The sequence below is a fragment of the Bradyrhizobium sp. T-1 genome, from assembly GCF_053592855.1.
In genome coordinates this window covers 8,163,003-8,175,280 of the sequence record NZ_CM132115.1, presented here as the reverse complement: position 1 = coordinate 8,175,280, position 12,278 = coordinate 8,163,003, and the positions used below count along the sequence as shown (strand labels likewise).

The 12,278-nt window shown below is 63.2% G+C and carries 10 protein-coding genes; 5 read left to right on the top strand and 5 right to left on the bottom strand.

All coding sequences use genetic code 11. The features are described from left to right. Positions 1 to 68 precede the first annotated feature (68 nt). A complete protein-coding gene (locus tag ACWAT4_RS39005; protein WP_271607750.1) occupies positions 69 to 623 on the bottom strand; it encodes an ActR/PrrA/RegA family redox response regulator transcription factor in 555 nt (184 codons plus the stop codon). Between the two features lie 103 nt (positions 624 to 726). After that, on the bottom strand, positions 727 to 2,037 hold the full coding sequence (locus tag ACWAT4_RS39000) for an ActS/PrrB/RegB family redox-sensitive histidine kinase (protein ID WP_212302129.1): 1,311 nt from the start codon (positions 2,035 to 2,037) through the stop codon (positions 727 to 729). Between the two features lie 169 nt (positions 2,038 to 2,206). Between ACWAT4_RS39000 and ACWAT4_RS38995 the strand changes: the two genes are divergently transcribed. The 4 genes from ACWAT4_RS38995 (at position 2,207) to ACWAT4_RS38980 (ending at position 6,336) form a co-directional block, all read left to right on the top strand. Continuing rightward, the gene (locus ACWAT4_RS38995) at positions 2,207 to 3,013 is read left to right on the top strand and encodes an ABC transporter ATP-binding protein (protein WP_449729523.1); all 807 of its coding nucleotides are present in this window, start codon (positions 2,207 to 2,209) and stop codon (positions 3,011 to 3,013) included. Then, positions 3,010 to 3,828: an ABC transporter permease gene (locus ACWAT4_RS38990; RefSeq protein ID WP_449729522.1), complete on the top strand. Its 819-nt coding sequence runs from the start codon at positions 3,010 to 3,012 to the stop codon at positions 3,826 to 3,828. The genes ACWAT4_RS38995 and ACWAT4_RS38990 overlap by 4 nt, the downstream gene beginning before the upstream one ends. A 121-nt stretch (positions 3,829 to 3,949) precedes the next feature. Further along, the gene (locus tag ACWAT4_RS38985) at positions 3,950 to 5,278 is read left to right on the top strand and encodes a polyhydroxyalkanoate depolymerase (protein WP_212302132.1); all 1,329 of its coding nucleotides are present in this window, start codon (positions 3,950 to 3,952) and stop codon (positions 5,276 to 5,278) included. A gap of 218 nt (positions 5,279 to 5,496) precedes the next feature. Beyond that, complete coding sequence (locus tag ACWAT4_RS38980; protein WP_212445437.1) at positions 5,497 to 6,336, top strand: M48 family metallopeptidase; 840 nt, start codon at positions 5,497 to 5,499, stop codon at positions 6,334 to 6,336. Positions 6,337 to 6,494: 158 nt separating this feature from the next. Here the strand turns inward: ACWAT4_RS38980 and ACWAT4_RS38975 are convergent, their stop codons facing one another. Next, positions 6,495 to 8,720 carry a transglycosylase domain-containing protein gene (locus ACWAT4_RS38975; RefSeq protein WP_449729521.1) on the bottom strand — a complete coding sequence of 742 codons (2,226 nt, stop codon included), beginning with the start codon at positions 8,718 to 8,720 and terminating at the stop codon, positions 6,495 to 6,497. A gap of 167 nt (positions 8,721 to 8,887) precedes the next feature. Between ACWAT4_RS38975 and ACWAT4_RS38970 the strand changes: the two genes are divergently transcribed. Continuing rightward, positions 8,888 to 9,313, top strand: coding sequence for a DUF1330 domain-containing protein (locus ACWAT4_RS38970; protein ID WP_449729520.1), 426 nt, complete (start codon positions 8,888 to 8,890; stop codon positions 9,311 to 9,313). A gap of 192 nt (positions 9,314 to 9,505) precedes the next feature. Here the strand turns inward: ACWAT4_RS38970 and ACWAT4_RS38965 are convergent, their stop codons facing one another. After that, the gene (locus ACWAT4_RS38965; RefSeq protein ID WP_212302137.1) at positions 9,506 to 10,732 is read right to left on the bottom strand and encodes an ABC transporter substrate-binding protein; all 1,227 of its coding nucleotides are present in this window, start codon (positions 10,730 to 10,732) and stop codon (positions 9,506 to 9,508) included. A gap of 265 nt (positions 10,733 to 10,997) precedes the next feature. Further along, positions 10,998 to 12,224 carry an ABC transporter substrate-binding protein gene (locus ACWAT4_RS38960; RefSeq protein ID WP_212424327.1) on the bottom strand — a complete coding sequence of 409 codons (1,227 nt, stop codon included), beginning with the start codon at positions 12,222 to 12,224 and terminating at the stop codon, positions 10,998 to 11,000. Positions 12,225 to 12,278 lie beyond the last annotated feature (54 nt).

The following is a 12,278-nucleotide window of genomic DNA, read 5'->3' as shown; positions in this document are numbered from 1 at the left end:
CTATCGATGAAACCCGGAGAGAAACCGTGGGCACGGCGCAGTGCGCCTTTGCCCACCCCACGACACCGTTACCTTGGCGCGCGCTTGGCCAGAATCCGCTGCAGCGTACGGCGGTGCATGTTGAGGCGGCGCGCCGTCTCCGAGACGTTGCGGTTGCACATCTCGTAGATGCGCTGAATGTGTTCCCAGCGCACGCGGTCGGCGGACATCGGGTTCGCCGGCAGCTCCGACTTTTCGGCGCTGGTCGAGAGCAGCGCGGCGACGACGTCGTCGGCATCGGCGGGCTTCGAGAGATAATCGATCGCGCCCATCTTCACCGCGGTGACGGCGGTGGCGATGTTGCCATAACCGGTCAGCACGATGGCGCGGGCTTCGGGGCGCTTCTTCTTCAGCGCTGAGACGACGTCGAGACCGTTGCCGTCGCCGAGCCTGAGATCGACCACGGCGAAGGCGGGCGCGGACTTGCCGATTTGCGCGAGACCATCCGAGACCGTGTCACATGACGTCACCGCAAAGCCGCGTGTCTCCATGGCGCGCGACAGACGCTCCAGGAACGGCTTGTCGTCTTCCACGATGAGAAGCGAGCGGTCGGTCTGTTCGTTCAGTTCGGCGATGGCGTTCAAGGTTTTGTCCTCTCTCCTGCACATCTATATATGGCGTCGCAATCGAGCGGTGCCAAGGCCGCCAATAGTCGATCGGCCCTCACGTGCGACGCAAGGTCGCGGCCTATCCTATTGTTTCTTCGAGGCTCTCGATAGCCTCAAAACGCTCGCGCGGCCACGCGATCTGGACCACGGCGCCGTGTTGCGGAAAGGTCCGGTTGGTAAACGAGACCTTGGCGCCGGTGCGTTCCAGCAGCGTGCGTGCGATGAACACGCCGAGCCCCAGGCCGCCGCCGGCATCCTGGGTGCGCCGCCGCGACAGATAGGGTTCGCCGATCCGGTTCATGAGGTCGGGCGGAATGCCTGGGCCATCGTCGGAGATCACGATCTCGATCGTGTCGTTGTTCCACCATGCGTTCACTTCCACGCTGGTGTGCGCGAAATCGACCGCGTTCTCGACAATGTTGCCGACCCCATAAAGCACCGCAGGGTTGCGTGAGCCGACCGGCTCGGCTGTTGCCGTCACGGCGATCCGCACCTTGATCTCGACGCCGAAGTCGCGGTGCGGCGCCACCACCTCCTCGATCAGCTCGGAAAGCTTCATGCGGTCGAACGGCGCGCCGGTCGAGGAAAGCTGGGTGATCTTGCTCAGGATGTCGCGGCAGCGCTGCGTCTGTTCGCGCAACGTCTTGAGATCGGCGGCGAAGCTCGGGTCCTTCACCGTCTTCTCCAGCTCGCGCGAAATCAGGAAGATGGTCGCAAGCGGCGTGCCGAGCTCGTGCGCAGCGGCGGCGGCAAGGCCGTCGAGCTGGGTCAAGTGCTGCTCGCGCGTCAGCACCAGCTCGGTCGCGGCCAAGGCGTCGGCGAGCTTGCGCGCCTCTTCGGTCACCTGGAACGAGTAGAGGCTGGTGACGCCGATCGCGAGCACGATCGAAAGCCACACGCCGACGAGATAGATCGGCGGCAGCACCACGGGATCTTCTGCGTCCCACGGCAGCGGCAGATGGACGAAGAACAGGATCGAGGCGCAAGCCACGGCCAGAATGCCAAGGCCGAAGGTCAGCCGGGCCGGCAAGGCGGTGGCTGAAATCAAGACGGGAGCGAGGAACAGGAACGAGAACGGGTTCTGCAATCCGCCGGTGAAGAACAACAGCCCGGCCAGTTCCACGATGTTCAGCGCCAGCAGCCCGGCCGCCTGGATCGGCTCCAGCCGCCGCATCGGATTGACCGCGGTCTGGAGCACCAGGTTGAGCATGGCCGACAGGCCGATGATGCTGACACAGGGCACGATCTCGACGTTGAACTCGAGCCCCTGCGCCACGATGAAGATCGCGGCGAGCTGGCCCAGCACCGCGAGCCAGCGCAGTCGCAGGATGGTATCCAGGCGGATGTGTCGTTGCGCCGGGCGGAAGTCGGAAGCGGTGGTCTCGGTCATCACAGGCCAATCTAGCGGTGCGCGTGTCCGATCACAAACACGCTGACTCGCGCCCTTCGGGCAGGTTGCGAGCCATTTACATCAAGTCATTTCAAGCAAGTCTTGTCAGGCAAGTCTTATCAGGCAAGTCTTGCGCTCCACCGCGCAATGGCGGAAGAACGCCTCTAGCATGACCGGGAATGACAACGCTTCAAGCCGGCCGACTGTCGCGGATGGTATTTCGTCCGCGGCCATCGAGGTCGATCGCCTCGTCAAGGTCTACAAGCAGACCCGCGCGGTCGACGGCATCTCCTTTTCGCTTCCCTGCGGCAGCATCACCGGGCTGCTCGGCGGCAACGGCGCTGGCAAGACCACCACCATCGCGATGATCATGGGGCTGGTGCTGCCGACCGCCGGCCGCGTCCGCGTGCTCGGCCATCGGATGCCGGAGGAGAGCGCGGCGGTGCTGGGGCGGATGAATTTCGAAAGCCCCTATGTCGACATGCCGATGCGGCTCACGGTGCGGCAGAACCTCACCATTTTCGGCAAGCTCTATGCGGTGAAAGGCCTCGCCGACCGCATCGCCAGGCTGGCCGACGATCTCGATCTCAACGAGTTCATCGACCGCGCCAACGGCAAGCTCTCCGCCGGGCAGAAGACCCGCGTCGCGCTGGCGAAGGCGCTGATCAACGAGCCGGAGCTGTTGCTGCTGGACGAGCCGACTGCCTCGCTCGATCCGGATACGGCCGACTGGGTGCGGGCGCATCTGGAGCGCTACCGCAAGGACAACAACGCCACCATCCTGCTGGCATCCCACAACATGCTCGAGGTCGAGCGGCTCTGCGACCGCGTCATCATCATGAAGCGTGGCCGTATCGAGGACGATGACACGCCCGACGCCATCATGGCCCGCTACAACCGCACCACCCTGGAGGAGGTGTTTCTGGACGTCGCGCGCGGTCGCGTGAACGGTGCCAGAGAGGACGCAGCGCGATGACCGACATCTCCCTCCACCGCGGCATCTCCGTCCAGCGCATCGGCGCGATGATCCTGCGCTACTGGTATCTCCTGTTGTCGTCCTGGCCACGGCTGCTCGAGCTGCTGTACTGGCCGGCACTCCAGGTCATCACCTGGGGCTTCATCCAGTATTACATCGCGCAAAACGCCAGCTTCTTCGCCCGCGCCGGCGGCACGCTGATCGGCGCCGTGATCCTCTGGGACATCCTGTTCCGCGGCCAGCTCGGCTTCTCCATCTCCTTCCTGGAGGAGATGTGGGCGCGCAATCTCGGCAACCTCATGATGAGCCCCTTGAGGCCGATCGAGTTTCTGCTCTCGCTGATGGTGATGAGTCTGATCCGGCTGGCGATCGGAATCATTCCGATGACGCTGCTCGCGCTGGCGTTCTTTCACTTCAATGTCTACAGCCTCGGCCTGCCGCTGATCGCCTTCTTCTGCAATCTGATCTTCACGAGCTGGTCGGTCGGCATCTTCGTCTCGGGCCTGGTGCTGCGAAACGGCCTCGGCGCCGAGAGCATCGTCTGGACCTTGATGTTCGCGATCATGCCGCTCGCCTGCATCTATTACCCCGTCAGCGTGCTGCCATCCTGGCTGCAATACGTCGCCTGGTCGCTGCCGCCGACTTACGTGTTCGAGGGGATGCGCGCGCTGCTGATCGAGCAGACCTTCCGGGCCGATCTGATGCTGGATGCGCTGGCCATCAACGCAGTGCTTCTGCTTGCTTCTTTTGGGGCATTCCTTGCCCTGTTGCGCAGCGCCCGCAAGCACGGCTCCCTGCTCGCGGGCGGCGAATAACGTCACTTTCCCGTGGATTCAGGCCGATTTGGCTGTCCGGGCCACGTAGATGTACGGAACCATGCATTGACGCAATATTACGCATTCGGCAGTATGCTGCGATGCGAAGAGGAACATAGCGATGCCTATTGGTGAGTTTGGCGGCGCGCCGCCCCTGGTGGCTGAAGGCAGTCCGGTCCTGACCACGCCGATGTACTGGATGTACGAGATGGCGCACGCCTCTCTCAATCCGGCACGTGCGGTCACCGACGCGACCAAGCTCCTGTTTCAGAATCCCTTGAATCCCTGGACGCGCACCGAGGTCGGCAAGTCGGTCGCCGCGGCCTGCGAATTGTTCGAGCGCACCACGCGCCGCTACGGCAAGCCGGAATGGGGCCTCAACGACACCGAGGTCAATGGCATCCGCGTCCCCGTCGAGGTCCGCTCGGTCTGGGAAAAGCCGTTCTGCCGGTTGCTCTACTTCGATCGCAAATTCGCCCGACCGCTGCGCAGCCCGCAGCCGCGGGTGCTGATCGTCGCGCCGATGTCCGGCCACTATGCGACGCTGCTGCGTGGCACGGTCGAGGCCTTTCTGCCGGCGCATGAGGTCTACATCACCGATTGGGCCGACGCCCGCATGGTGCCCTTGAGCGAGGGGCGCTTCGATCTCGACGATTACATCGACTACGTCATCGAGATGCTGCACGTCCTCGGCGGCAACACCCACGTCATGGCTGTGTGCCAGCCCTCCGTGCCCGTCGTTGCCGCGGTCTCGGTCATGGAGGCGCGACGCGATCCCTTCGTGCCTACCTCGATGACGCTGATGGGCGGCCCGATCGACACCCGTCGCAATCCGACCGGCGTGAACAACCTCGCCCAGGAGCGCGGCATCGACTGGTTCCGCAATCACGTCATCACCAAGGTGCCGTTCCCGCATCCGGGCATGATGCGCGACGTCTATCCGGGCTTCCTGCAGCTGAACGGCTTCATCAGCATGAATCTCGACCGCCACATGGACGCCCACAAGCAGCTCTTCGCCAATCTGGTGAAGGGCGACGGCGATCTCGTCGACAAGCATCGCGAGTTCTATGACGAGTATCTCGCGGTGATGGACCTCTCGGCCGAATATTACCTGCAAACGGTCGACACCGTGTTCGTGAAGCACTCGCTGCCGAAGGGTGAGATGACCCATCGTGGAACTCGCGTCGATCCTTCCAAGGTGACGCGCGTTGCGCTGATGACGGTCGAGGGCGAGAACGACGACATCTCGGGTCTCGGTCAGACCGAGGCCACGCACACATTGTGCAGCTCGATTCCGGATCATCGCCGCGTTCACTACGTCCAGAAGGGCGTCGGACATTACGGCGTGTTCAACGGCTCGCGCTTCAAGTCGGAAATCGTGCCGCGCATCCATGACTTCATGGTCTCGGCAGCGAATCCGACCTCATTACAAGCGCGCGCTGCCGAATAAGCTGCGGATTTCGGCTTTCCCGTCGAAAAATTGGGCCCTGCTGGCGGCGTCGGCAGGGTCCGGTTCCGGTCAGATTCGCGGTATTTAGGTAGCCTTCTAGGAGTGAGTCACCCCTCACCTCTTGGGGGTGTCGCATGCATCCAGAGAGGGCGAAAAAAGCCGGTTCCAACCCCAGTCTGTAGGGTCTCCCGGACGCCCGACCCCTGTATATTGGGCAAATGATTTGTTTTTGCGCCGAGCGCTTTCCCTGGCGGCGGTTATGGCAGAATCCGGGCGATCTCTTGCTCCCCGGACTGACAGACATGGCCACTCGCGCGCTCCTTTATCGGCGGCCCCACGAACCGAAGACCCTTCTCATCACCCATGGGTCGCAATTCTTTGCGATTCGGCTGCGCAGGCACCGCCGAGCGCGCCGGTATACGCTGAGAATTCATCCGAGTGATCGCGAAGCGATCCTCACGATCCCGCCGCGCGGCACGCTCGCGGAAGCCAAGGATTTTGCGCAGCGTCACGGTGCCTGGATTGCAGCGCGTCTTGGTCGCCTGCCGAAGGCCGCGCCGTTTCAGCCTGGCACAGTGATACCGCTCCGTGGTGTTCCCCATCGCATCGTGCATCGCGCCGGCGCGCGCGGCACGGTGTGGACGGAGACGCGTGACAGCGGCGAGCGCATTCTCTGCGTCGCCGGTGGCCTCGAGCATGTCGATCGCCGCGTCAGCGATTTCCTCAAGCGCGAAGCGCGCAAGGATTTGCAGCGCTCAGCCGAGACCCATGCCGCCGAGCTCGGCGTCAAGGTGAAGCGGCTCTCGATCCGCGATCAGTCCAGCCGCTGGGGCTCCTGCACCTCGGCGGGCTCGCTGTCGTTCTCCTGGCGCCTGATCCTCGCGCCGCCCTTCGTGCTCGACTATCTCGCCGCCCACGAGGTCGCTCATCTTGTCGAGATGAACCATTCGGCGAGGTTCTGGCGCGTCTGCGGCAAGATCTGTCCGTCAATGGAGCGCGCCAAGAAGTGGCTCGATACCTGCGGCAACGATCTGCACCGGTATGGGGTCGAGGACTAGGCCTCGCTGCCAATCGAATGAACGGTGTCATCGCCCGCGAAAGCGGGCGATCGCATTTTACGACGTCGCATCAACGCCTTCGCACCATCCACCGCACATCGCGCCGGGAATCGCCGCCTACTGTGCATGGGGTTGTTTTTGCGTTTTTGTTTTGCGGTCTATCGATTCCCGCCAAACAGCCGGTCCATCAGCCAGCCATCAAGTCCGGCGGCTGCCTCCGGCCGTGCATTGACATTGGCGCGTGTCGGTGGCGGCGGTGCGCGATAGCCGCCATTGCTGACCGGTGCCGGAGCGGGGCCGGGCACTGCCTGTGTCGGCGGCGACACCTGCGATGAGATCTGCACGAGGTTCGACGGCCCCCAATTGCTTTGCAGGTTCGGCAGGGCCGCCACCTGTACGCCCTCGTGCGCGGCGCGCATGAAGCGGGTCCAGACTTCCACCGGGAGGCCGCCGCCGGTTGCCTTCTTGGTCGGCGAGTTGTCGTCATTGCCGAGCCAGACGCCGGTGACGAGGTTCGCCGTGTAGCCGATGAACCAGGCGTCGCGGTAATCCTGGCTGGTGCCGGTCTTGCCGGCCGCCTGCCAGCCGGGGATCTCGGCCTTCTTCGCTGTGCCGGAGATCAGCGTCTCCCGCATCATCGTGTTCATCATGCCCACGTAACGCGGCTCGATCACCTGGTTGTGCTCGTCGGGCTGGCGCATGTAGAGCAGCTTGCCGTCGAGCGTCCTGATCCGCGTCACCACATGCGGCGCGACGGCGAAGCCGCCATTGGCGAACGGGGCATAGGCGCCGACCAGCTCGACCACGGAGACTTCCGAGGTGCCGAGCGCGATCGAGGCGTTGGGCTCGAGCTTCGAGGAGATGCCGAGCCGGTGCGCGGTGCGCACCACGTTCTTCGGCCCGACCTCGAGGCCGAGGCGGATGGCGACCGTGTTGAGCGACATCGCCAGCGCCTGCGTCAGCGTCACCGCGCCGAAATATTCATGCGTGTAGTTCTCGGGCTTCCAGCCCTTGACCTCGATCGGCGCGTCCTGGCGGACGGTGTCGGGCGTCAGCCCTTGCTCCATCGCCGTCAGATAGACGAACGGCTTGAACGAGGAGCCCGGCTGACGCTTGGCGGTGACCGCTCGGTTGTACTGGCTCTCGGAATAGTTCCGCCCGCCGACCATCGCGCGCACTGCGCCGTCGGGTGTCATTGCCACCAGCGCGCCCTGGCTGACGTTGAACTTCACGCTTTTGGCCGCGAGCTCGTCGATGACGGCGGCCTCCGCCACGGCCTGGAGTCTTGGATCGATCGTGGTCTCGACCTTGATGCTGTCGTCGATCTGGCCGACGAGGTCGTCCAGCACCTCGCCGATCCAGTCGGCAACGTAGTTCACGGTGCCGGCGCCGACCGGCTTCACATTGTAGGAGGGATGGCCGATCGAGGCTTGGGCCTGCGCCTCGGTGATAAATTTGGCGTCCGCCATCGCCCCGAGCACGACCTGTGCGCGCGCTTCCGCGCCTTCCGGATTGCGGTTCGGCGCGAGACGCGAGGGCGATTTGACGAGGCCAGCCAGCATCGCGGCTTCCGCGATCGTCACGCTCCTGGCCGGCTTGCCGAAATATCTTTGCGCGGCAGCTTCGACGCCGTAGGCGCCGGAGCCGAAATAGACGCGGTTGAGATAGAGCTCCAGAATCTCGTCCTTGGAATGCTTGCGCTCGAGCCAGATCGCGAGCTCCGCCTCCTGCAGCTTGCGCTGCATGGTGCGTTCCTGGGTCAGGAACAGGTTTTTGGCGAGCTGCTGCGTCAGCGTCGAACCGCCCTGCGACACGCCGCGATGAAGCACGTTGGTGACGAGCGCGCGCAGGATGCCGACGGGGTCGATGCCGAAATGCGAATAAAAGCGGCGGTCTTCGATCGCGATGAAGGCCTTGGGCAGATAGGGTGGCAGGTCTTTCAGCGACACGTTCGCGCCGGCCATTTCGCCGCGCTGCGCCAGCAGGCTGCCGTCCATGCCGACGATCTGGATCGTCGGCGGACGTTTTGGAATCTCCAGCGATTGGATCGGCGGCAAATGGGCACCGACCCAGATCACGACGCCGATCACGGCGATCACGCCCCACAGGCTCAGCACGGCGCCCCAATAGACGAGGCGGCCGAGGCCGGCGCTGATGGATGATTTCGACCGCCGCTTGGCACCGCTGCTTTTGGCCGGTGTCTTGCGCTCGCGCGGCGGCTCGTCGTCGGACGCCTCGGCCTTGCGCTTGCTCGCGGGCTTTTTCGGCTTGTCGTCGCCGCCACCGGGAATGCGATCCGCCGCCGTCAGGCGCAGATCGGCGAGCGCCGCGGGCAAGCCGAACAACGGCTCCTTCCGCCCACCCTTTTTCTTTCCCGACCCCATACTAAAAACGCCCGCTCACCCCGCCCCGCCGCACGCTAGCGGTCGCTGTTTAAGGCCCGGTTACCCCGTGCTTAACGACTGATTAGGAGATGCGGCATTCCCTGGCCGCAGTTCCGCTCATTGAGCGGCAGAGCTAGGATCGCGGCCATAACGAAGAGGGAACTCGCATGGGCCATATCGATCCGACCAAGGAGATTTTTGCACAATTCCGGGAGAACGACCGCCCGGGTCCGATCCACATGCTCAATCTGGTGCGATTGCGCAAGGAAGCGGCCTATCCCGACGGTCGCAAGGCCAGCGGCGGGGAAGCCTATGCGGCCTACGGCCGCGAAAGCGGCCCGGTATTCACGCGCCTCGGCGGCCGCATCATCTGGCAGGGCCGGTTCGAGCTGATGCTGATCGGCCCGCAGGACGAGCGCTGGGACCATTGCTTCATCGCCGAATATCCAAGCGTCGCCGCTTTTGTGGAGATGATCCGCGATCCCGTCTATCGCGAGGCCGTCAAGCACCGCCAGGCCGCGGTGGAGGATTCGCGCCTGATCCGGCACGCGGTGCTGCCGGTGGGGAAGAATTTTGGCGAGATACCGGCCTGAGTGTCGTCATGGCTGGGCGTAGCCGTCCGAAGGACGGCGTCGCTTCCGCTCGCCTATGACCCGGCCATCCGCGACGTCCTTGGTCGCCCTAATAACGTGGATGCCCGGGCCTTCGCCTCGCCGAAGCGGCTTCGGCCGCGCAGGCGGGACAAGCCCGGGCATGACTGTCGTTGAGACAGAAGATTTCGAGAGCTAACCCGCGGGACCCGAATCCTCCAGGATCGGGCCGAACAGCTCCCAGCGCTCGCCGTTGAACTTCATCATCTGAAGCTGCTTGTTGACGCGGTAGTCGGTCGCCGAGGTGTTGGCCTTGATGCCGGGCAGCGCGACGTCGGTCGTGAAGTCCTTCAGTGAAGCGGCCTGCTTCATGACATTCTCGCGCGTGAGGTTGTCGCCGCACTGCTTCAGCACATGGACCAGCAGCTGGGCAGTGCCGTAGCCGTAGGTGTTGAAGTTCGAGTCCTTGTCGCCGTCCGGATAGTACTTGGCCATGAAGTCGAAATACTTCTTCAGGCCGGCGTCGTCTTTCCAGGTCGGATCGAGCGGCTCCTTGCCGTAGTTGACGCTGATCAGGCCCTTGGCTGCGTCGAGGCCTGCAGGCTTCAGCACCGCGCCGACCGAGGTTGCGTTGATGTCGACGATCTGGGTCGGATGCCAGCCCATCTCAGCGATCTTCTTGATCGCCTGGGCGGCCTGCTTCGGCGTGGTCGCGCTGAAGAACAGATCCGCGCCTGCGTCCTTGATCTTGAGGATCTGCGAGTCGACGGTGGGATCTGACACCTCGTAGGAGGCTTCGGTCACGATCATCTTGGCGGCCTTGTCGCCGAGGCCAGCTTTGAGGCCGTTGATGTAGTCCTTGCCGAGGTCGTCGTTCTGGTAGAGCACGCCGATCTTGGCGTCCGGATGCTCCTTGAGAATGTACTGACCGTAGATGCGGCCCTCGACGAAGTAGTTGGGGTTGTAGCCCATCGTCCACGGGAAGTTCTTCGGATCGGTGAACCGCGAAGCGCCGGTTGCTGCGAACAGCTGCGGCACCTTCTTGGAGTTGAGATATTTCTGGACGGCCGCGTTCACGGGCGTGCCGATGATCTGGAAGGTCAGCAGCACCTCGTCGCTCTCGACGAGCTTGCGGATCTGCTCGACGGCCTTCGGCGGCGAATAGGCGTCGTCATACTGGATCAAATTGATCTTGCGGCCGTTGATGCCGCCCTGCTCGTTGATCATCTTGAAATAGGCGGCCTGGGTCTTGCCGATCGACGAATAGGCCGATGCGGGTCCCGAGAACGGCATGGTCTGTCCGACCTTGATCTCGGTGTCGCTGGCGCCCGGATCATATTTCTTCTGGGCATTGGCCGCAGAGATCGACAGCGCCAGGGTCAGCGCCGTTGCCGTGGCCAGATGCAAAACTCCATTCCTCATTCGCAATTTCCTCAGTCTGTTATTGCCGATGGTCTGCCGGACGCACTGCGCGTCCGACGCCATCGCTGAGGGCGAGTGTGGAGGAGAGGTTGCTGCAACGCAAGGCGGGAAGGTGCTGGCCGTTCGTAGGGTGCTTTGGTTCGTAGGGTGGGTTAGCGAAGCGTAACCCACCACTGTTTGTCTTCGCGGACGCAGAAGAGGTGGGGCACGCCCCGCGGACTGCGCTTCGCGCAGCCGCAGGTCTAACCCATCCTACAAGATCGAACTAACCCGCCGGTCCGGAGTCCTCGATGATCGGTCCGAACAGCTCCCAGCGTTCGCCGTTGAACTTCATCATCTGCATCTGCTTGTTGACGCGGTAGTCGTTCGGACCGGTGTTGATCTTGATGCCGGGCAGCGCGAAGCTCGGGGTGAAGTCCTTGATGTTGGCGGCCTGCTTCATGACGTTCTCACGCGACAGGTCGTCGCCGCACTGTTTCAGAACCTGCACCAGGAGTTCGGCCACCGAATAAGCGTAGGTGTTGACGGTGTTGAGCTTATCGCCTTCGGGAAAATACTTGTCCATGAAGGCGAAGAAGGCCTTCACGCCCGGATCGTCCTTCCACTGCGGATCGCCCGGCTCCTTGCCATATTGGGTCGAGATGATGCCCTTGGAGATGTCGAGACCGGCCGGCTTCAGCGTGGCCGAGATCGGGCTCGCATTGATGTCGAGGATATGCACCGGCGTCCAGCCGAGGTCGGCGAGCTTCTTGATCGCCTGCGCCGCGAATTTCGGCGTCGAGGCGTCATAGAACAGGTCGACACCCATCGATTTCAGCTTGACCACTTGCGAGTCCACCGTCGGATCGGTGACCTCATAGGAGACCTCGCCGACGATCATGCTGGCAGCCTTGTCGCCGAGGCCGCTCTTGAGGCCCGCGAGATAGTCGCGGCCCATGTCGTCGTTCTGGTAGAGCACGCCGATCTTGGCGTTCGGATGCTCCTTCAGAATGTACTTGGCGTAGATGCGTCCCTCTGACACGTAGTTGGGATTATATGCGATGGTCCAGGGATAGTTCTGCGGATCGTTGAACCGCGCAGCGCCGGTCGAAGCCAGGAGCTGCGGGATCTTCTTGCCGTTGAGATATTTCTGCACGGCGGCGTTTGCCGCGGTGCCGATGATCTGGAAGGTGAACAGCACCTCGTCGCCCTCGACGAGCTTGCGCACCTGTTCGACGGTCTTCGGCGGCGAATAGGCGTCGTCATACTGGATCAGGTTGATCTTGCGGCCGTTGATGCCGCCCTGATCGTTGATCATCTTGAAGTAGGCGGCCTGGGTCTTGCCGATGTTGGCGTAGACGGAATAGGCGCCGGAGAACGGCACGGTCTGGCCGATCTTGATCTCGGTGTCGCTCGCGCCGATATCGTATTTCTTCTGTGCGAGGGCTTGGTTGGCGGAGAACGCGAAGGCGAGCGCCACCGTGGCAGCTAGATAGGCTCTGCGAGTCTTCATGTTGGTTGTTCCTCCTGACGGAATTTTCCGGCCGACGGTCTTTTCCCGTTTTTG